The organism is Streptomyces sp. NPDC048288 (assembly GCF_043201555.1).
Lineage (GTDB): Bacteria > Actinomycetota > Actinomycetes > Streptomycetales > Streptomycetaceae > Streptomyces.
On sequence record NZ_JBICZD010000010.1, the window covers coordinates 126,921 to 146,219 of the forward strand.

Here is a 19,299-nt window from a genome sequence, read left to right on the forward strand (position 1 = left end):
TCATGTCTCCATGGGATCAATCACCTTTTGTGTGCACCACGGAGAACATCCGTTCATCACTCGGCAGAGTGAGCCGCCCGCTGACCAGGTCACTCGCGACGCGTACCGCTCCGTGCAGCGGATCGCCCTCCGCCGGGACCTGCCTGGCCCGGGGCAGCCGCCGGGCCAACTCCTCGGCCAGCGGCAGGAGAAGCGGATCGCCCAGGTGGGTCAGGCCGCCGGTGAGGGCGACCCGCGGCTCTCCCGACGTGGGGCAGACGGCCGCGGCCGACTCGGCGATGTGCCGGGCCGCCGTGCGCAGGATCCCGGCCGCGACCGGGTCGTGTACGGCGCAGTCGGCGACCTGAGGTGCGAAGGAGGCCAGTACGGCGGGCCGGTCGGTGCGCGGGTAGAGCAGCCCGGGCAGCCCCGGCAGCGGCCCGAACCGCTCCTCGGCGCAGGCCCGCAGCGCGGCGGAGCCGCCGTCCCGCCCGTCGAAGGCGCGCAGCGCCGCCTCCAGTCCCGCCCGGCCGATCCAGGCACCGCCGCCGCAGTCGCCCAGCAGATGGCCCCAGCCGTCCGACCGCCGCCAGCCGGTCAGATCGGTACCGGTCGCGATCAGTCCCGTACCGGCGGCGACCACCGCGCCCGGGCGCGGGCCCAGGGCGCCGACGTACGCCGTCACCGCGTCGGCGGCCAGCACGACCGTCCGCACGCCGAGCTCCCGCCCCAGCGCGCCCGGCAGTTCGGCCCGCAGCGCGTCCCCGAGACTGGCCAGCCCCGCCGCGCCGACGACCACCGCCGCCACCCGGTCCAGCCCGTACTCGCCGGCCAACGCCCGCGCCATGGGCAGGAGTTGCCGCATCAGATGCCCGGGGTCGATACCCCGCGTCCCCGTACGCACCGGCTCCCGCGACTCCCGCGGCACCGACGGCTCCCGCCCCGCCACCCCCACCACGACCCGCAGCCCGGACCCACCGGAGTCGACAGCGAGAAACCCCGCCCCGGCCCCACCGGGGCCGACAGCAAGGAACCCCGGCCCGGAGGCGTGAGGGCCGCCGGCGGCTAACCCTGCCCCGGACCCACCGGACCCACCGGAGCCACCGGAGCCACCGGAGGCGTCGGAGCCACCGGAGCCACCGGAGGCGTCGGAGCCACCGGAGCCACCGGAGGCGTCGGCAGGCAGCCCTGCCCCGGACCCACCGGAGGCGCCGACAGGCAACCCTGCCCCGGAGGCATCGGAGGCATCGGAGGCATCGGAGGCATCGGAGGCGCTGGAGCCGTCGGAGGGTGACCCCGCGACAGTGGCCTCGCCGCCCGCGTCGGTCACGGCAGGCGCCAGTCCACCGGCTGTCCCCCCTGCTGGACCAGCAGGTCGTTGGCCCGGCTGAACGGGCGTGAGCCGAAGAAGCCGCGGTCCGCCGACATGGGCGAGGGGTGCGCGGACTCCACCGCGGGCAACTGGCCGAGGAGGGGGCGGAGATTGCGGGCGTCGCGGCCCCACAGGACGGACACCAGCGGCTTGCCGCGGGCGGCCAGCGCCCTGATCGCCTGCTCGGTGACCTCCTCCCAGCCCTTGCCCCGGTGCGCGGCGGGGCTGCGCGGGGCCGTCGTCAGCGCCCTGTTGAGCAGCAGGACGCCCTGCTGGGTCCAGGGCGTGAGGTCGCCGTTGGACGGCTGGGGCAGGCCCAGGTCGGTGTTGAGCTCCCGGAAGATGTTGATGAGGCTGCCCGGCAGCGGGCGCACCTCGGGCGCGACCGAGAACGACAGCCCCACCGCGTGCCCGGGGGTCGGGTAGGGGTCCTGGCCGACGATCAGGACGCGGACGTCGTCGAAGGGCTGCTGGAAGGCCCGCAGAACGTTCGGCCCCGCCGGGAGGTAGGTGCGTCCCGCGGCGATCTCCGTACGCAGGAAGTCGCCCATCTCGGCGATCTTCCCGGCCACGGGTTCCAGGGCCTTCGCCCAGCCCGGTTCGACGATTTCATGCAAAGGTCGTGGTGCCACGGCGTCACCCTACTGCCGTACACGGGTCGGTGATCAAGCCGCGGTCGAGGGGCGACCGAGGATGACCGGACCGTCGGCACGGATGACAGAAACACCCTCCTTCCGGGGACCCGGAGGCACCGGACTCAGGCGACGACCGCCGCCCGTACACACAGCACGTCCGGCAGATGGGAGGCCAACTGGCGCCAGCTGTCGCCGTCGTCGGCGGAGGCGAACACCTCGCCGTTGCGGTTGCCGAAGTACACCCCGGCCGGATCCGCGTCGTCCGTGCAGAGCGCGTCCCGCAGCACCGTGCCGTAGTGGTCCGCGGCAGGCAGCCCCGCCGACAGCGGCTCCCAGGTCGCTCCCGCGTCGGCGGTGCGGAAGACCCGGCAGCGGTGCTGCGCGGGCACCCGGTCCGCGTCGGCGTTGATCGGGAAGACGTACGCCGTCTCCGCGCGGTGCGGATGGGCCGCCGCCGCGAAGCCGAAGGTGGACGGCAGGCCCGCGCCGATGTCGGTCCAGTGCGCTCCCGCGTCGTCGCTGCGGTACACCCCCCAGTGGTTCTGCAGGTACAGCCGGTCCGGACTGCCCGCGTCCTGGGCGATCTTGTGCACGCACTGGCCGAACTCAGGGTCGGGGTCCGGCAGGAACACCGCGGACACACCGGAGTTGGACGGCGCCCAGCTGGCGCCGCCGTCCTCGGTGCGGAACACCCCGGCCGTCGAGACGGCGACCGTCACCGCCTTCGGGTCGCGCTGGTCCGTGACGATGGTGTGCAGACCCTCACCGCCACCGCCCGGCACCCACTGGCCGCGCGTGGGGTGTTCCCACAGCGGCCGGACCAGGTCGAAGCTCTCCCCGCGGTCCTCCGAGCGGTACAGCGCGGCCGGTTCCGTGCCCGCGTAGACCACGTCCGGTTCGGCGGCGGCCGGATGCAGCTGCCAGACCCGCTCCAGCGAGGCACCGGTGTCCTTGGGGAACTTCACGGCGGGCCGGGCCGGTTCGGTCCAGCTGCGGCCCAGGTCGTCGGAGTGGAACACCGAGGGGCCCCAGTGCGCGCTGTCGCCACCCGCCAGCAGGCGGGGCCGCTCGCCCCGGGTGTCGATGGCCACCGAATAGATCGCCTGCGCGTTGAAGTAGGGACTCTCGTCGAACTCCCAGGTGTCACCTCGCCGCCGCCCGAGGAACAGACCCTTGCGGGTCCCCACGGCGAGCAGTACCTCGGTCATGCCGATCACCTCCATGACGTCCTTGTCACAGCCAGCACTCAGATATCGGCCAGTCTGCACCCCACCACCGACAGCCACCCGTCCGACCGTGTCCGCGCAGGTCGGAGCCGTCGTGTCGGCGGGTCGAACAAGGCGGCGGAACGCGTTCCGGAAGACGCCTGCGCGAGCGGGGCCGGTCGTGCGACCGTCGACTCGGAGGTTCGCCGTGAGCAACGGGGCGGCCTCTCCCGTATGGGAGGGCGGTCCGGGCTGTCCGTGCGCGCGTGAGGAGGATGCCTTTGAAGGCGTTCCGTGGTCCGAAGGTCTGGCTGTGGCGCTGGCGGCGCAACCCGCTGAAGCGTCGCGCCGACACGGTGGAGGCCTGGGTGCTGCTCGGCGCCTGGCTGTTCACCTTCCTGGCCGGGGTGTTCGCCGGGCTGGCGGCGGCCCGGTCGGTCGAGGGCGGTCTGGCCCGGGAGCGCGTCGAATGGCGACCGGTGGTGGCGCACGTCGTCGAGAAGGCCCCGGGGACGTCCGGGCAGCAGGCCGGCTCCTCCGGCGGTGAGCGGGTCTGGGCGAGGGTGGGGTGGACCGTCGAGGACGGCTCCGCGCACTCCGGCCAGGCCCGGGTCGCGGCCGGCAGCAAGGTGGGCACGCCGGTCACCGTGTGGACGGACCCCCAGGGCCATCTGGTCACCCGGCCCGCCACCGTCTCCGAGGCCCACCTCCGCTCCGCGCTGATCGGCGGCCTGGTCGGGCTGAGCACGGCCGCCGTCCCCTTTGTGGCCGGGCTCGTGGTGCGCGGCCGGCTGGAGCGGCGGCGGATGGACCGCTGGGACGCCGAGTGGTCGCGGCTGGGCCCGCAGTGGGGCCGGATGACCGGCTGAGGCACGCGCCGGCCCGGGGCCGCTCGGTCACCGGCCGGCCAGCGCCGTGCGGCAGTCGGCGAGCAGCCGCTCGTCCTGGGCGATGTCGTGGCTGCCGTACCCGCCGGGGCGGGCCGTGTGCCGTCGGGCGGTGGCGAGTTCGGCCGTCAGCAGGTCGTGCAGCGGCGCGCCCGCCGGGCCCATCGCGGCCAGGCACGCGGCGATCGTGCCGCGGGTGTACGGGTTCTCCGACCAGGCGGACCGGAACACCGGCAGCACGGGTTCCGGGTCCCCGGCGATCCGCCAGTACGCCTGTGCGGCCGAGGTCCGTTCCCACGCCCGGCCGGAACCGGCCGCCGTGCGCAGGGCGGGCAGCGCGTCCCGGGCGGCGGCCCCCAGCCGCCCCAGCTGCTCGGCCGCCGTCCGGGCGCTGGGGCCCCGGCCGAGCGTCAACTCCCGCATCAGCACCGGGAGTACGGCGCCGGCATCGCCCTCGGCCGACCACAGGGCGCCGGCCGCCAGGGCCGCGTGCCGGGTGTCCAGGAGGCGGCGCAGCACGGGTGCCGCCGCCCGCGCGGCCGTCCCCAGGGTGTCGAGCGCCCGCACCGCCTGGCCGGCCAGGGCCTCCCGCGCCCCGAGCCCGTCCGGTGCGCCGCGCAGCAGCCGCAGCACCTCCGGCACCGCCGCCCTGTCCGCCAGGGCGGTGACCGCGGCCAGCAGCGGGGCGGCCAGCTCGGCCGCCTCGGGCGCGTCCAGCGGGATCCGCCCGAGGCGGTGCCGCAGCGCGGGGGCGAGCGGAGCGGCCGCCCGGCCCAGATGGACCACCTCGAAGCCCAGCCCGCCGGGCACCACCGGCCGGGCCAGCAGCTGGGCCAGGACCGGCACCGCGCGCGGATCGCCGCTTCTGGCCAGCCCCTTGAGCGGCCCGCCCAGCGCGGGTCTGCCGCGCTCCCAGGTGTGCACCCACAGGTCGGGCCGCGCGGTCACCAGCGCGTGCAGGTCGTCGGCCGCGGGCGCCGCCAGCCGGAACAGGTCCGCGAGCACCGAGACGGCCGCGTCCCGCAACTGGTCCTCCGCACCGCCCAGCTGAGCCCCGATCAGCGCGACGGGCGCGGTGAAGTCCGCCCGCCACTCGCGGAACAGCCCGGCCGACATCCACACCGCGCTGCACCGGTCCGTCACGACGGGGCTGCCCAGCTGGCCGACGAGCAGCGCGATCCGGTCGGCGACCCGGTCGTCCAGCGCCCGGTGCAGGGTGCGCAGCAGATACGCGCCCTCCTCGTCCGACGGCCGCAGCCGCCGTATCCGGCCGACCAGGGTGTCCGCGTCCGGCCGGTCGGGGCCCGCCGTGCGCCTCGCGGACCGCTCCCTGAGCAGCCGGACCGCCGTCGGCACCAGGTCGGCGGGCAGCCGCTCCGGGGCGCCGAGAGCCAGCTGGCCGAGCGCGGCGAGCCGCGTCCCCGGGGGATGCGGCGGCCCGCCCTGCGCGGCCAGCAGGTCCACCGCCCCGGCCGCCCGCGCGGGATGGAGCCGTACGAACAGGCCGAGCGCCGCCGTCAGGGCCAGCAGCACCTGCTCGTCGCGCTCGACCGCGATCCGCCGCCGCAACAGCCCCAGCACCAGCGCCGGTTCGTCGAGGAACCGGACCAGCGCCCCGGCCGCCGCCCGCCGTACCCCGGGGCACGGATCGTCGGCCAGCGGCACGAACGTGCCGGCGCCCGCGCGCACGGCGGCACGGGCCGCCGGGCCGGCGCTCTCCGCGCCGATGCTGACCAGCAGTTCGACTATGGCGCCCCGGTCCGCCACCTCCGGGCGCGCGGCGAGCGCGAAGAGGAACGGGACGCAGGCGAGCGTCGAGTCGTACACGTTCCCCTGGTGATGCACCGAGCCGTACATCCCGTCGAGCGCGACCTCCCGTTCGGTCGCGTCCGGCGAGGCCAGTCCCCGCAGCAGACCGGGCACGTCCTCCGCGCTGCCGTACGCGTGCCGCAGCGAGGCCCAGTCGACCTCGTCGATCCCCGTGAACACGTTGTCCTCCCCGGGCGAGTACCACCTGTTCAGGAGTCTGCACCACGGCACTGACAACGATGCGGAATCGGGCGGCGACTGTGTGCGATCCACAGGCGGGCACCGGCCGGGAACGCCCGATGAGGGATCAATTCCCGCCAGGCAGCGCCCGTTCGAGGATCGGGTCGAGGCCCGTCCCGGCGGGCAGGGTGCCGAAGGCGTGCCCCCAGTCGCCGCCGAGCCGGGTCGCGCAGAAGGCGTCGGCGACGGCGGCCGGGGCGTACCGGACCAGCAGGGAGGCCTGGAGGGCCAGTGCCATCCGCTCGACCAGCCGGCGGGCCCCGGCCTGCTCGGTTCCGGCCAGGTCGCTCTTGAGCCGGGTCACGGCGGTGTCCAGCCGGGCGTCCGCCCCGCGCGCGTGCGCGAGTTCGCCGAACAGGGCGTCGGCGGCGCCGGGTTCCCGGGACAGCGCGCGCAGCACGTCGAGCGCGTTGACGTTGCCCGAGCCCTCCCAGATCGACAGCAGCGGGGCCTCGCGGTAGTGGCGGGGCATGCCGGAGTCCTCGACATAGCCGTTGCCGCCGAGGCACTCCAGGGCCTCCGCCGTGAAGGCCGGGCCGCGCTTGGTGACCCAGTACTTGCCGACGGCGGTGGCGATCCGCCGGAAGGCCCGCTCCTGCTCGTCCCCGCGCACCGCGCGGTCGGCCGCCCCGGCGAGCCGCAGGGTGAGCGTGGTCGCGGCCTCCGACTCCAGCGCCAGGTCGGCCAGGACGTTGCGCATCAGCGGCTGGTCGATCAGCCGGGCGCCGAACGCGCTGCGGTGGCGCACATGGTGACCGGCCTCGACGAGTGTCTTGCGCATCAGGGTCGCCGAGTTCATCACACAGTCCAGCCGGGTGCAGTTGACCATCTCGATGATGGTCTTCACCCCGCGCCCCTCCGGGCCGACCAGCCAGGCCACGGTGCCGTCGAACTCGGGCTCCGAGGAGGCGTTCGACCGGTTGCCGAGCTTGTCCTTCAGGCGCTGGACGCGGAAGGCGTTGCGGCTGCCGTCCGGCAGCACGCGCGGCACGAGGAAGCAGGACAGGCCGCCGGGTGCCTGCGCCAGCACCAGGAAGACGTCGCACATCGGCGCCGAGGTGAACCACTTGTGCCCGCGCAGGGTGTACACGCCCGGCTCGGCTGTGGGAGTGGCCGCCGTCGTGTTCGTCCGGACGTCCGAACCGCCCTGCTTCTCGGTCATCCCCATCCCGGCGAGCAGCCCCGGCTTCTCGGTGGGCGTACGCAGCCCGGGGGCGTACTCCCGGCTGGTCAGCAGCGGTTCGTACACCTTGGCCAGATCCGGCTGGGCGCGCAGCGCGGGAACGGCCGCGTAGGTCATCGAGGTGGGGCAGCCGTGGCCGGATTCGGTGTGTCCCCACACCAGCCCGCCCGCCGTGCGCGCGACATGGGCGCCGGGCCGGTCGTCCGCCCAGGGCGCCCCCGCCAGCCCCTCGGCCACGGCCGTCCGCATCAGGTGGTGCCAGCTGGGGTGGAAGTCGACTTCGTCGATCCGGTTGCCGTACCGGTCATGGGTGCGCAGCTCCGGCTCGTGCCGGTTGGCCAGCTCGCCCCACTCCTGCGCCTCCGCGCTCCCGGCGCGCGCCCCGAGCCGCCGGATCCCCGGCTCGGCCCACTCCGCGCCCTCCCGGCGCAGCCCCTCCAGCAGCGCCGGGTCGTCGGAGGCGTCGTAGGGGGCGAGCGGCGGCGCCTGGTTGGTGACGTCGTGGGTGGCGTACTGCGGCTGCGGAAGCGCGACGGTCGAGTCCATGGCCTCCATGTTGCACTCTTCCTACGGTCGTATCAATAATGCAACAAGAAGTCGCACGTACAGTACGTGACCATGCGCATGAACGTGTCCGCCGAGCCCGCCGGCACCGACCTGCGGCCGCTGTCGGCCCGCTCGGTCGTGCTGAGCCTGCTGCTGGGCACGCATCCGCCGGAGCTGCCGGTGAAGGACCTGGTCCGGCTCGTCGAGCCCTTCGGGGTCGGCGGCTCCACGCTCCGGGCCGCGCTCAGCCGGATGACGGCGGCCGGCGACCTGCGCCGCACCGACGACGCCGTCTACGGCCTCAGCGAGCGGCTGCTGGCCCGCCAGAGCCGCCAGGACGAGGCAGTACGGCCGCGCACGCGCGCGTGGCACGGCGACTGGGAGATGCTGGTCGTCACGGCGACGGGCCGCGGCCCGGCCGAACGCGCCGACCTGCGCACCCGCCTGACCGCCCTGCGCCTGGCCGAACTCCGCGAGGGCGTCTGGCTCCGCCCGGCGAACCTGGCCAGGCCGCTCCCCGGCGACCTCACCGACACCGCCCAGTCCTACACGGCCCGCCCCGACCACCCCGCACGCGAACTGGCCTCCGCCCTCTGGCCATTGACCACCTGGGCCGCCACCGCCCGTACCCTCCTGACCCGAGCGGCCGCCGCCCGCCTGCCGGCCGACCGCTTCGCCGTCTTCGCGGCGGCCGTACGCCACCTGCTGACCGACCCGGTGCTGCCCCCGGACCTCCTGCCCGCCGACTGGCCGGGCGACAAACTGCGCACCGCGTACGCGGACTACCGCGCGGAACTGGGAGAGGACTACCGCGCGGAACCGGGCGAGCCGACCGGCCACCCGGCCCACTGACCTCCCCTACGGCGCCGTCCCGACACCCGGACCCGGACGGCCGACCGCGCCGCCGCAGCACCCTCCCCGCCACCCCGCGCGTCGGCGAGGTCCGCCCAGCCGATCACCCCGGGGTCACGGTCGGTGAGGAACGCCTCGACGACGGGCCCGAGATCGTCGCACTCCGCATAGGCGGCACGGAAAGGGAGGGCGTCGGCGGCCACCGAGCCGGTGGAGCACCGCAGTTGCCCGGCCTGCGGGTCGTGCCGCACGTAGCACGTCGCCGCGCCACGGAAACCGGCGGCCCGGTCCGCCTCCGCCATCCCCAGCCACCAGGTGCTGGTCTCCTGCTCCGCCCGCCGGTCGGCCGGTTCCAGCACCACAGGCTCGCGGGCGATCTCCGCGATCGATGTCAGCGGCACCACGGAAGTATCCGCGGTATCCGCTGTGGCCGCGGTGTCCGCGCCGGAAACGAGATGCGCCGCCCCGCGGGACCACCGCATACTCCCAACCGATGCCGTTCGGCGAGGGGAAGACGTTGTTCGCAGCGGGGGACGGGGACTTGCGGGACTTGGGGGAATCGGGGGACTTGGGCGAGAGCAGCCCCGGCGGCCGGCTCCGGGCGGCGGTGCGGGCGGGGGACGCCGAGGCCGTGCGGGATCTGCTGGAAGGGGACGCGGATCCGGACACGCCGGACGCGGACGGGCTGCCGCTGCTGTGCGCGGCGGTCGCGGCCTACGACGGGCCGGTCGCCCGGGCGCTGGTGGAGGGCGGCGCGGCCCCCGACCGGGAGCTGCCGGACGGGACCACACCGCTGTGGCGCGCGGTCGACGGCGGTTCCCTGGAGGTCTTCTCGGCCGTGCTGGGCGACGAGCCCCGGCTGCGCCTGCCGGAGGCCGCCCGGGAACGGCTGCTCGCGCTGGCCCGGAGCTGGTACGAGACGGGGGCGGCCGAGGAACTGCGGCGCAGGACGGGCGCGTCGGGCCCGGCCGTCACGGTCCGGGTCCAGGACGACGAGTACCGCTGGGTCGACCAGGTCTCGCTCGGCGGCCTGGCTGTGCGGTCCGGGCACGGTGCCGTCCTGACCTCCCTGGAGTGGGCCTTCCGCATCCTGACCCCCGTCGACGAACTGGTCGCCCGCGCCGTCCGGCAGGCGGACGAGGACCATGTGGACTGGTCCGAGGTCTGCTGGACGCTCACCCGTCGGCGCAGCTTCGAGACCTGGTCCGCCGTGGTGGCCCATCGGCACGCCCCGGACCGGGTGCCCCGCCGGTTCGTGGTGGACTACCTGCGCACGCGGGGGCTGGTCGACTCCAGCCGCTCCTACGAGCAGCGGGAGAGCGAACTCCTGGCCGCCTGGGTGAGGGAGGAGACGGACGGCGAGATACTCGCGCAGGTGCTGGAGATGTTCGCCTGGCACGACCGTCCGGACGAGGAGGCCGTCGGCCTGCGCTACGCCGCCCACCCCGACGCCCGGGTGCGCCGCGAGGTGCCCTACACCCTCTGCGCCGACCACCTGCCGCACACGCCCGCCGCCAGGGCGGCCCTGCGCACCCTCATGGGTGACCCGGACCCCGAGGTGCGGCTCGCCGCCTGCGCGGCGAGCACCCGGGACGCGAACCTCCTCCCGGACAGCACCCGGACCCTGCTGGCGCTGACCGGGGCACCGGAGGCCGGTGTGCGGGTCGCGGCAGCGGCGGAGCTGTCCCGCCCGCTCGACCGTACGCCCGCCGACGCCGACGCCGACGCCGACGGCCTCGCGGCCCTGCTCGGCGACGACAGCCAACTCGTCCGCCTGGAGGCCGCCCACGGTCTCGCCCTGCGCGACGACCCGCGCACCGCCGAGGCGATCGAGCGGGTGGGACCGCTCGGCGACGGCTTCGAGCACGACCACCGGGCCGACGGCCTCTGGCGGTGGAAGTGGCGCCAGGCGCACCCGGCCGACGAGTGACGGGACCGTCGTCGCCCGGCGACGGCCCCGCCGGTCGCGCTCACTTGTAGGTGATGTCCGAACTCGCGTACTTGCAGTACGTCCCGTCCGGGCCGCTCCCGTTCGTCGGCGGCTCCGCGCCCGTGTTGTTGCCGATGTACTTCTGGCACGGCACGATCTTCCTGCCGCTGTCCCCGACGATCGTGATGTTCTTCAGCGTCGCGCTGTCGCCGTAGTTGGTGTTGATCCCGACGAGCGCGCTGCCCTTGTAGGTCGCCTCGACGGTGTTCAGGTTGATCGTGCGCTTGTACTGCGTGGAGCAGTTGCCGCACGAGCGGACCAGCTTGCCGAAGGTCTGCACGGCGAAGTTGGACACGTTGAGCGTCCCGGCGCCGTTGAACTGGAACACCTTGTCGCTGGCCTCCTTGGCGCCGCCGCCGGAGACGGTGTAGACGTTCGACGACGAGGAGCCGCGGAAGGTCGCCGCGTCCTCGCCGACGTCCTCCCACCAGACGTTCTGCAGGGTGCAGCTGCCCTCGCAGTGGATGCCGTCCGCGGCGGGGGCGCCGATGATGACGTTCTTCAGGACCGTGCCCGCCGCCAGGTCCAGGATCGGGTCCTGGTCCTCGCTCTGTCCGCCGCTGCCCAGGTCTCCGCTGCCGTACAGGCGCAGCATCCCGTAGTCCTTGGTGCCCGACAGCTTGATGGTCGCGGTGACGGCCTGGCTGCCGCTGGCCGTCGGCCAGGTCGCGGCGTCCGCCTGGGTTCCGCCTGTCATGATCATGCCAAACGATAGCCCGAGGGCGGTCAGCCCGCCCGCCAGTGCGCGCGCCCCGGTCCGTGCTCGTGAAGTCATGTCCCGTATGCCTTCTTTCGAGTGGGGGGTCTCTCCGGTGTTCCGTTGATCAGATGAGTGAATAGCGTCCGTGATTCCGAACCATCGGTCACGGTGTTGAACGGAACGTAGGGTGAAAGCGCTTTCTAGTCAACGTCCCGCGCAGCATCCGTTCCGCTCGCCCGCTCGTCCGCAAAGTGGGGTGGGAGCGCTTCTATGACCGGTCGTGGCCATGCCACGATGACGGCGCCCAACGGCACCACCTGCACGGTCAGTCGGCGACGGCTCCGCTGTCGCCCCTCGTCAGGAAGGCCCCCGTGAAGCCGAAGCCCAGCAGAACACCGCTCGCCGCGCTCCTCGGCACCTGCGTGCTCGCCCTCGCCCTGGTCGTGACCGCCGGGGCGCTGACCGCACTGGTGCACGGCCCCCGGCAGGCCGCCGCGCACCCGGATCCGGGCAGCCGCTGGGTGAACACCTGGACCGGGATGCCCCAGCTCACCGAGCTCGGCAATCTGCCGCCCGCGCCCTTCACGGGGGAGCGGTCCGTGCTGGCGGACACCACCCTGCGCCAGACCGTCCGGGTCACCGTCGGCGGCCACCGGCTGCGGCTGCGGTTCTCCAACGCGTACGGCGACACCCCGCTCCCGCTCACCTCGGTGACCGTGGCGCTCCCCGAGGGCGGCCGGGCCGGCGCCGCCGCGATCGTCCCCGGCAGCCTCCGGCCGGTCACGTTCTCCGGGCGGGCCTCGACCGTCGTCCCCGTCGGCGCCCAAGTGGTCTCCGACCCCGTGGACTTCGCGCTGACCGCCGGCGCCGACCTCACCGTCACCGCGTACACCGCGCAGGGCCAGCCCGATCTGGCGCTCACCTCGCACCCGGGCTCGCGCACCACGTCGTACCTCGTCAACGGCGACCACACGCGGGACGCGGATCTCACGGGTGCGGCCCATGTCGACCACTGGTACCTGCTCAGCGACGTCGAGGTGCGGGCCCCGGCCGGCACCCGGGCCGTGGCCGTGCTCGGCGACTCCCTCACCGACGGCCGGGGCTCCACGACCAACGGGAACGACCGCTGGCCCGACCAGTTCTTCGACCGCCTCCGGTCCCGCCCGGACACCTCGGACATCGCGGTCCTCAACCAGGCGGCCGGCGGCAACCGCGTCCTCAACGACGGCCTCGGCCCCAACGTCCTCGCCCGCCTCGACCGGGACGTCCTCTCCCGCAGCGGGGTCTCCTGGCTGATCGTCTTCGAGGGCGTCAACGACATCGGCACCGCCGCCGCCACCCCACAGGCCCAGCAGGCCGTCGCCGACGACCTGATCGCCGCCTACCGGCAGATCGTCGTCCGCGCCCACGCCCAGGGCATCCGCGTCTACGGCGCCACCCTGCTGCCCTTCGGCGGCAACGCCTACGACGACGGGGCGGGCGTGCGGGAGGCGGCCCGGCAGCGCGTCAACGCCTGGATCCGGGGGCACGGCCACTTCGACGCGGTGATCGACTTCGACCGGGTGGTACGGGATCCGGCCGACCCGGCCCGGCTGCGGGCCGACCTCCAGGTGGGGGACTGGCTGCACCTCAACCCGGCCGGGTACGGGGCACTGGCGGGAGCGGTGCCGACCGGGCTGTTCACGGCGGGGTGAGCCGGCCTAGGCGGCCTCGGCGCCGGCCGACACGCTCCCCGGCGCCGGGTCCGCCTTCGCGGGCAGGTGGTTGAAGAGCAGGTTCAGGGCGATCGCGGTGAGGCAGCCCGCGCTGATGCCGCTGTTCATCACCGTCTGGAACCAGTCCGGGAACTTCTCGTAGACCGTCGGCACGCCCACCGGCAGCACGCCGATCGCGACCGAGACGGCCACCACCGTCAGATTGTGGTTGTCCTTGAACTCCACCGAGGCGAGGGTGCGCAGACCGCTCGCCGCGACCGTCCCGAACATCACCAGACCCGCGCCGCCCAGTACCGGAGCCGGTATCGCCGCGACCACCGCGCCCAGCTTGGGCAGCAGACCGAGCAGCACCAGGATGCCGCCGGCCGCGGCGACCACCCAGCGGCTGCGCACCCGGGTCATCCCGACCAGGCCCACGTTCTGCGCGTACGCCGTGTACGGGAAGGTGTTGAAGACCCCGCCCAGGACGGTCGAGAGGCCGTCGGCGCGCAGCCCGTCGGCGAGGGAGCGCGGCTCGACCTTGCGGCCGGTCATCTCGCCGACCGCGATCAGGTCACCCGTGGTCTCGGTCATGGTGACCAGGGCCACCACCAGCATGGAGATGATCGCGGACGCCTTGAAGGCGGGCGCCCCGAAGTGGAACGGCGTGCTGATGCCCAGCCAGTCGGCGTCCCCGACCCCGCTGAAGTCCGTGAACCCGAACGGCACGGCCACCGCCAGGCCCACCGCGATGCCGATCAGGACCGCGATCCGGGCGAGGTAGGCGGGGGCGAACCGCTGCACGCCTATCACCACCGCGAGCACGAAGGCCGCCAGCGCCAGGTTCTTCGGCTCCCCGAAGTCCTTCGCGCCGGCCCCGCCCGCCGCCCAGTTGCCCGCGACCGGCAGCAGCGAGACCCCGATGATCAGGATGACCGTGCCGGTGACCAGCGGCGGGAAGAAGCGCAGCAGTCTGCCGAAGACGGGCGCGAGCAGCATGATCGCCAGGCCCGCGACGATCACCGAGCCGTAGATCGCGGGCAGCCCGCCGCCCGTCGTCCCGATCAGGACCATCGGCGACACCGCCGCGAACGTACAGCCCTGCATGATCGGCAGCCGGACGCCGAAGCGCCAGACGCCGACGCACTGGATCAGCGTCGCGATGCCGCACACGAGCAGGTCGGCGGTGATCAGATACGCCAGGTCGGCGGGCGACAGCTTCATCGCACCGCCCACGATCAGCGGGACGGCGACCGCGCCCGCGTACATCGCGAGCACATGCTGCAGGCCGAACGCGGCCAACTGCCGTACGGGCGGGACCTCGTCGACGGGATGGACGGGGGCGGTGGTGGTGGCCATGGGGACTCCAGAGCGGGGACGACATCCGGACAGCACGAGACCGTAAGCGGCTTGAACAGTTTGTTGATTTCCGACTCGTTGCCGATACGTGTCATGCCCACCGGATCGCGGTCGACTCCGCTACGACCCCGTGCGCGCCGCCGCGAGCAGGGAGTCCCAGTCGGCCAGCTTGACCACGCTCCGGCCGAGCCGCGCCCCGAGCGCCGCCTCGGCCCGCTCGATCGCCTGCCATCCCGTCCACTCGACCGGCTCGATGCCGGCCGAGCGCAGCGCGGCCACCGGGTCCCCGGCCACCTCCCGGCGCAGCAGCAGCGGCGCGTCCTCCAGCAGGGAGGTCACCGTCTCCTTGGCGTCCGGCCGGTTGGTGCCGATGACGCCGGTGGGCCCGCGCTTGATCCAGCCTGCCACGTAGTCGCCCGGCACGCTGAAGCAGCCGTCCAGGACCCGGCCCGCCGCGTGCGGAACGGTGCCGGTCTCCTCGTCGAAGGGGAGCCCGTCCAGCGGCACCCCGCGATAGCCCACCGAGCGCAGCACCAGCTGCGTCTCGACCGTCTCGTACTGTCCGGTGCCCCGCACCCGGCCGCGCGTGTCGAGCTCGGTGCGCTCGAAGAGCACCCCGCCCACCCGTCCGCCGTCGTCGAGGATCTCGACCGGGCGCAGGAAGAAGCGGAGCCAGATGCTGCGCTCCGCGCCCCGGCCGCCGGTGCCGCCCCAGTTCCGCAGCACCTCGATGTTGCGCCGCTGGGCGGCGGGCAGCGCGGAGGGGTCGGCGTAGGCCGGGTCGAGCGCCAACTCGTCCGGATCCAGCAGGACTTCGGTGCCCGGCAGGCCGCCCAGCTCGCGCAGCTCCTTGGTGGTGAACCGGGCCTGCGAGGGCCCCCGCCGGCCCACCACGTGCACGTCTCTTATCCGGCTCGCCGCCAGCGCCGTCAGGGCCGCCTGCGGCATGTCGGTCGGGCTCAGCTCCGCCGCGCCCCGGGCCAGCATCCGCGCCACGTCGACCGCGACGTTGCCGACCCCGATGACCACCGCCGACCGGGCGTCACGCACGAACCCGGCGTCGACCGCGTCCGGATGCGCGCTGTACCAGGACACGAACTCCGTCGCCGACCAGCTGCCCGGCAGCTCCTCACCGGGGATCCCGAGCCGCCGGTCGGTGGCGGCGCCCACGCAGTACACGACCGCGTGGTACAGCTCCCGCAGCCGCTCGGCCGGCAGCCCGCCCCGGCCCCCGACCCGGACCCCGCCGAGGAACCGCACCCGCTCGTGCTCCAGGACCGTGCGCAGGTTTCCCTGCAGCGACTTGATCTTCTCGTGGTCCGGGGCGACGCCGTACCGCACGAGACCGTACGGGCACGGCAGCCGGTCCAGGACGTCCACGACCACGGTGGGGTCGTTCTGGACCAGGTTCTGGGCGGTGTAGCACCCGCTCGGCCCGGAGCCGACGACGGCGACACGCAACACGGGGGGACTCCTTGCCCGAGGGGCTGGTGGCTCCAGCATCCCACCGGCCCGACCGCCTCGACAGGGGCCGCAGGGGTGAAGCGGACGCGTGTCCGTCCGTTCGCAGTGTGATCATGAGGTTACCTTGCGTATGTGCTAGAAGCATCGTTTCTCAATCTTTCCGATCGGCGCGCGGAGGACGGCACGGTGTCCGTGTCGCCCGCCTGGGAGGTGCAGGAACACACCGGAGCCACGGCGTGGTTCCAGGTCGGGCTGGTCTTCGGCGACGGCGCGCGGGTCGACGCGCTGGCCGTGGTGGCCGAGGGGCGGGTGTCCATCGAGGACGTCAAGGCGCGGCCCGCGCTCTCCCTGGCCGATCTGACGGTGCTCGCCGACTGGATCGAGGAGCCGCTCTTCAAGGCGTGCGGGATGGAGTCCTACGCGGACGAGGAGCCCGAAGCGGCCGAGGAGAACGGCGAGTCGGGCGGTGCCCGGCGCGCCCGGCCGCCCTGGCCGCGCGGCATCGAGGGGCGCTGGCTGGTCGCCCAGGAGTACCGGGCCGCACAGGCGGACGGCCTCGACCCCGTGCTCGCGGTGATGTGCGCGACGGGGCACAGCCGCCGCCGGTCGCTCCGGCTCATCGCGCAGGCGCGCGACGCGGGCTTTCTGACGCCCGGTCACGCCCGCCGCTGACTAGGGCCGTTCGGGCTCGCCCCGGTCCTCCGTGGCGAAGAACCGGGAGATGTCCCGCCGTTCGGTGACGGGCGCGGAGTCCGGGGGCACGCCCAGCTCCCAGTCGAGCCCGTAGCGTTCGAACAACTCCGCCCGCAGCGTCGGGATCGCCATCGGCACCCCGGGCACCAGCGCCGCGTACACCGCGCCCATCAGCAGGGCGCGCAGCATCGGGTAGTCGGCCGCGACCTCCTGCGAGCCGTAGCGGGCGACGGTCTCGCCCAGCAGCTCGGCGAGCCGGCGCTGTTCCGGGCACTGCACGAAGCCCTCCGCCTGCAGCAGCCCCGCCATGTGCTGACGCATCAGCACCGGCCGCTCCCGCGCCAGTCCGAGGATCGAGTCGATGGCCCGGGCCAGCCGCTCCCGGCCGTCCTCGGTGTGCGGTTCGTGCTCCAGCGCCTCCTCCAGCGTGCGGTGCATCAGCCGGTGCACGGCGGACTGCACCAGCTGGCGCTTGCCGGGGAAGTAGTACGACACCAGCCCGCGCGCGGAACCCGCCCGGTCGGCGATGGCGCCCAGCGTGGTGGCCTCGAAACCGTGCTCGTCGACCAGCTCGACCGCGGCCTGGAGCAGCCGCTCCCGGGAACGCCTGCGCAACTCTTCATTGACCGAGGCGCTGCGCGGGGACATGCTGGAACTCCTGCGTTGACTGGCTGCCAGCCAACTATAATCGACGCAGTCGGCACCGCGCTGCGCGGGGCCTGTTCAGGGCTGCCGTCCGTCCGAGGCGACACGGGGGAGCGTCTCGGGCGGACGGCGCGACAGGTCAGGCCTGGGTGGGCGTGACCTGTCGGCGGGCCGCGCCCACCAGGTCGAGGACGGGCAGCAGTGCGTCCGGCCGTTCCGTCACCGGCAGATGGTCCACGAAGTGCACCCGGCACCCGAGCGCCGCCGCCCCGCCGTCGGCGGGCCTGCTGTCCCCGACCATCAGCGTCTTCTCCGGCTCGGCCCCGAGCGCCTCCAGGGCGACCGTGAACAGCCGCGGGTCCGGCTTCTGGACACCGTGTTCGTACGACAGCACGTACGCGTCCACATGGGCGTCGAGCCCGTGCGCGCGGAAGACCGGGCGCAGGTCCCAGCCGATGTTGCTGACCACGCCGACCGCGATCCCGTGCGCGCGCAGCGTGCTGAGCACCTCCGCGGCGTCCGGGTACGGCGTCCAGGCGGCCGGGGACATGTGCCGCTCGTACAGCGCGTCGTGCAGGGCCGCGTCCGGCAGCGCCACCCGGCGGGACAGCCCGGTGTAGGCGGCCCGGTGCGCCCGCGCGCTCTCGTCCCGGACCGCCCACACCGCGGCCAGTTCCCCGGGCAGCTCGGCCGGGTTCGCCCCGCCGGGCTGCGCCCCGGCCACCTCCAGCGCCTGGGCTGCCGCCGCCAGCTCCGCCTCGGGGAGCTCCCTTCCTGCCTCGGCCAGCACCGCCCGCAGCCAGGAGTCGGTGGACTCGATACGGAAGAGGGTCCCGGAGAAGTCGAAGAGCACGGCGGTCATGCGCCGGACTCTACCCGCGGGTCCGTCCGGCGCACGGCCGCCTTCGGATGCGGGTCAGTTCAGCTTGGCGGGCACCGGCCTGCCGTAGAAGGTGACCGCCGGCCAGCCCCGGCTGACGGCGAAGTCGCTGAGCAGATCAGCGAGTTCACCCGGGCTGATCTGGTTGCCCGACGCGTCGGTGGCGTTCGTCTCGACGCTGAACCTGATCGTCAGATAGGTGTCGACGTCACCGATGCTGGAGCCGCCGGTGAAGAGCTCCCCCTCCGGGAACACCGCCGAGGCCGTCTCCGTCTCCGCGGCCTGCGCCTGCTCCGCCGATGTCGCCGTGCCGACCACCGCGCCGGCGGCCGCCGTCCCCGAGTATCCGAGCAGGGACCGTCTGGAAATGCTGGACAAAGTACCCCCTCCTTCAGCGGCCGCGCGGGAGTCTCCCGGGGCCGCCCGGCGATCGTAGGCACGGTGATCGTCCGGCCGGTCCTGAACGGGATCGTCCGCTAGTGAGGATGCTCCCGGCCGTCCCGCTCCCACTCGTAGGCCAGCACCGCGAGGGCCACCACCAGGGCCCCGAGCAGCCAGCCGCCGACCACGTCCGAGGGCCAGTGGACGCCGAGCCAGACCCGGGTCAGGCCGACGCCGACGACCGAGATCCCGGCCGCGGTGAGGGCCGTCCGCCACAGTGTGCGGCCGGTGCCGCAGCGGTGCAGCAGCCACAGCAGCAGGCCGCAGACCACGGTGGCCGTCATGGCGTGCCCGGAGGGGAAGGCGGCGTAGTGGGCGGAGTCGACCGGGTCGGGCCACTCCGGGCGGGGGCGGCCGACGGCGGCCTTGAGGGACTGCTGGGCGGCCGTGCCCAGGGCGCAGGTCAGGGCCAGCCACAGCGCGGTCCACCATGCCGAGTGCCGCCACACCAGCCACACCGCGACCGCCGCGCACAGCAGGCGCATGGTCAGCGGGTCCCAGACCCAGTCCGTCAGTATGCGCAGCACCTGGGTGGTGCCGTGGTCCGCCACGGCCCAGCGGTGGGTGGTGTCCGCGATGCCCTCGTCCAGCGCGACCAACGGGGGCCACTCACCGGCGACGAGGGCGAGCAGCAGCGCCGAGGAGAGGGCGAGAACGGCGGTCGTCAGAAGGGGGGCGGGGCGGTCGCTGGCTGGGGGGCGCATGGCGTGATCTTTGCCGAATCA

Annotated in this window: 18 protein-coding genes; 5 read left to right on the forward strand and 13 right to left on the reverse strand. The window is 74.1% G+C overall.

Annotated elements, in window-relative coordinates; genetic code table 11:
* Positions 1 to 16: 16 nt before the first annotated feature.
* The 3 genes from ACGFZS_RS32790 to ACGFZS_RS32800 all read right to left on the reverse strand — a co-directional run bounded on the left by ACGFZS_RS32790 (position 17) and on the right by ACGFZS_RS32800 (position 3,194).
* The gene (locus ACGFZS_RS32790) at positions 17 to 883 is read right to left on the reverse strand and encodes an N-acetylglucosamine kinase (protein ID WP_393798122.1); all 867 of its coding nucleotides are present in this window, start codon (positions 881 to 883) and stop codon (positions 17 to 19) included.
* A gap of 422 nt (positions 884 to 1,305) precedes the next feature.
* Positions 1,306 to 1,983: a uracil-DNA glycosylase gene (locus ACGFZS_RS32795; protein ID WP_359219760.1), complete on the reverse strand. Its 678-nt coding sequence runs from the start codon at positions 1,981 to 1,983 to the stop codon at positions 1,306 to 1,308.
* Between the two features lie 125 nt (positions 1,984 to 2,108).
* The gene (locus ACGFZS_RS32800) at positions 2,109 to 3,194 is read right to left on the reverse strand and encodes a WD40/YVTN/BNR-like repeat-containing protein (protein ID WP_390975984.1); all 1,086 of its coding nucleotides are present in this window, start codon (positions 3,192 to 3,194) and stop codon (positions 2,109 to 2,111) included.
* Positions 3,195 to 3,466: 272 nt separating this feature from the next.
* Here ACGFZS_RS32800 and ACGFZS_RS32805 point away from each other — a divergent pair, with 272 nt between their 5' ends.
* Positions 3,467 to 4,060, forward strand: a complete 594-nt coding sequence (locus ACGFZS_RS32805) for a hypothetical protein (RefSeq protein ID WP_355712034.1) — start codon at positions 3,467 to 3,469, stop codon at positions 4,058 to 4,060.
* 27 nt (positions 4,061 to 4,087) lie between these two features.
* Here ACGFZS_RS32805 and ACGFZS_RS32810 read toward each other — a convergent pair whose 3' ends face one another.
* Positions 4,088 to 6,067 (reverse strand): HEAT repeat domain-containing protein, encoded by a 1,980-nt coding sequence (locus tag ACGFZS_RS32810; protein WP_393798123.1) that lies wholly within the window; start codon positions 6,065 to 6,067, stop codon positions 4,088 to 4,090.
* Between the two features lie 127 nt (positions 6,068 to 6,194).
* Positions 6,195 to 7,856 (reverse strand): DNA alkylation response protein, encoded by a 1,662-nt coding sequence (locus ACGFZS_RS32815; protein WP_393798124.1) that lies wholly within the window; start codon positions 7,854 to 7,856, stop codon positions 6,195 to 6,197.
* Between the two features lie 72 nt (positions 7,857 to 7,928).
* Here ACGFZS_RS32815 and ACGFZS_RS32820 point away from each other — a divergent pair, with 72 nt between their 5' ends.
* A complete protein-coding gene (locus ACGFZS_RS32820) occupies positions 7,929 to 8,708 on the forward strand; it encodes a PaaX family transcriptional regulator C-terminal domain-containing protein (RefSeq protein WP_393798125.1) in 780 nt (259 codons plus the stop codon).
* Here the strand turns inward: ACGFZS_RS32820 and ACGFZS_RS32825 are convergent.
* A complete protein-coding gene (locus tag ACGFZS_RS32825; protein WP_393798126.1) occupies positions 8,663 to 9,109 on the reverse strand; it encodes a hypothetical protein in 447 nt (148 codons plus the stop codon). The genes ACGFZS_RS32820 and ACGFZS_RS32825 overlap by 46 nt on opposite strands.
* Positions 9,110 to 9,276: 167 nt before the next feature.
* Between ACGFZS_RS32825 and ACGFZS_RS32830 the strand changes: the two genes are divergently transcribed.
* Positions 9,277 to 10,638 (forward strand): ankyrin repeat domain-containing protein, encoded by a 1,362-nt coding sequence (locus ACGFZS_RS32830; RefSeq protein ID WP_393798127.1) that lies wholly within the window; start codon positions 9,277 to 9,279, stop codon positions 10,636 to 10,638.
* A 40-nt stretch (positions 10,639 to 10,678) separates the two neighbouring features.
* Here ACGFZS_RS32830 and ACGFZS_RS32835 read toward each other — a convergent pair whose 3' ends face one another.
* Positions 10,679 to 11,473: a pectate lyase gene (locus tag ACGFZS_RS32835; protein ID WP_393798128.1), complete on the reverse strand. Its 795-nt coding sequence runs from the start codon at positions 11,471 to 11,473 to the stop codon at positions 10,679 to 10,681.
* Positions 11,474 to 11,769: 296 nt separating this feature from the next.
* On the opposite strand from ACGFZS_RS32835, the gene ACGFZS_RS32840 reads away from it, so the two are divergent.
* Entirely contained in the window at positions 11,770 to 13,092 is a 1,323-nt protein-coding gene (locus tag ACGFZS_RS32840) for an SGNH/GDSL hydrolase family protein (protein ID WP_393798129.1), read from the forward strand.
* A gap of 6 nt (positions 13,093 to 13,098) precedes the next feature.
* Here ACGFZS_RS32840 and ACGFZS_RS32845 read toward each other — a convergent pair whose 3' ends face one another.
* Positions 13,099 to 14,451 (reverse strand): nucleobase:cation symporter-2 family protein, encoded by a 1,353-nt coding sequence (locus ACGFZS_RS32845; protein WP_365694439.1) that lies wholly within the window; start codon positions 14,449 to 14,451, stop codon positions 13,099 to 13,101.
* Positions 14,452 to 14,571: 120 nt separating this feature from the next.
* Positions 14,572 to 15,915: an FAD-dependent oxidoreductase gene (locus ACGFZS_RS32850; RefSeq protein WP_393798130.1), complete on the reverse strand. Its 1,344-nt coding sequence runs from the start codon at positions 15,913 to 15,915 to the stop codon at positions 14,572 to 14,574.
* A 186-nt stretch (positions 15,916 to 16,101) separates the two neighbouring features.
* On the opposite strand from ACGFZS_RS32850, the gene ACGFZS_RS32855 reads away from it, so the two are divergent.
* A complete protein-coding gene (locus ACGFZS_RS32855; RefSeq protein WP_365694436.1) occupies positions 16,102 to 16,587 on the forward strand; it encodes a DUF6214 family protein in 486 nt (161 codons plus the stop codon).
* Here the strand turns inward: ACGFZS_RS32855 and ACGFZS_RS32860 are convergent, their stop codons facing one another.
* The 4 genes from ACGFZS_RS32860 to ACGFZS_RS32875 all read right to left on the reverse strand — a co-directional run bounded on the left by ACGFZS_RS32860 (position 16,588) and on the right by ACGFZS_RS32875 (position 19,278).
* A complete protein-coding gene (locus tag ACGFZS_RS32860; protein ID WP_393666101.1) occupies positions 16,588 to 17,256 on the reverse strand; it encodes a TetR/AcrR family transcriptional regulator in 669 nt (222 codons plus the stop codon).
* 136 nt (positions 17,257 to 17,392) lie between these two features.
* On the reverse strand, positions 17,393 to 18,115 hold the full coding sequence (locus tag ACGFZS_RS32865; protein ID WP_393798131.1) for an HAD family hydrolase: 723 nt from the start codon (positions 18,113 to 18,115) through the stop codon (positions 17,393 to 17,395).
* Positions 18,116 to 18,169: 54 nt separating this feature from the next.
* The gene (locus ACGFZS_RS32870) at positions 18,170 to 18,511 is read right to left on the reverse strand and encodes a twin-arginine translocation signal domain-containing protein (protein ID WP_393798132.1); all 342 of its coding nucleotides are present in this window, start codon (positions 18,509 to 18,511) and stop codon (positions 18,170 to 18,172) included.
* Between the two features lie 98 nt (positions 18,512 to 18,609).
* Entirely contained in the window at positions 18,610 to 19,278 is a 669-nt protein-coding gene (locus ACGFZS_RS32875) for a phosphatase PAP2 family protein (RefSeq protein WP_365694430.1), read from the reverse strand.
* Between the last annotated feature and the right edge of the window lie 21 nt (positions 19,279 to 19,299).

Bases quoted from the DNA above. Each gene is read 5' to 3' on its own strand.
- ACGFZS_RS32845 (WP_365694439.1), bottom strand. From the start codon at position 14,451: ATGGCCACCACCACCGCCCCCGTCCATCCCGTCGACGAGGTCCCGCCC.
- ACGFZS_RS32875 (WP_365694430.1), bottom strand. From the start codon at position 19,278: ATGCGCCCCCCAGCCAGCGACCGCCCCGCCCCCCTTCTGACGACCGCC.
- ACGFZS_RS32805 (WP_355712034.1), top strand. From the start codon at position 3,467: ATGCCTTTGAAGGCGTTCCGTGGTCCGAAGGTCTGGCTGTGGCGCTGG.
- ACGFZS_RS32835 (WP_393798128.1), bottom strand. From the start codon at position 11,473: ATGACTTCACGAGCACGGACCGGGGCGCGCGCACTGGCGGGCGGGCTG.
- ACGFZS_RS32820 (WP_393798125.1), top strand. From the start codon at position 7,929: ATGCGCATGAACGTGTCCGCCGAGCCCGCCGGCACCGACCTGCGGCCG.
- ACGFZS_RS32815 (WP_393798124.1), bottom strand. From the start codon at position 7,856: ATGGACTCGACCGTCGCGCTTCCGCAGCCGCAGTACGCCACCCACGAC.
- ACGFZS_RS32860 (WP_393666101.1), bottom strand. From the start codon at position 17,256: ATGTCCCCGCGCAGCGCCTCGGTCAATGAAGAGTTGCGCAGGCGTTCC.
- ACGFZS_RS32800 (WP_390975984.1), bottom strand. From the start codon at position 3,194: ATGACCGAGGTACTGCTCGCCGTGGGGACCCGCAAGGGTCTGTTCCTC.
- ACGFZS_RS32865 (WP_393798131.1), bottom strand. From the start codon at position 18,115: ATGACCGCCGTGCTCTTCGACTTCTCCGGGACCCTCTTCCGTATCGAG.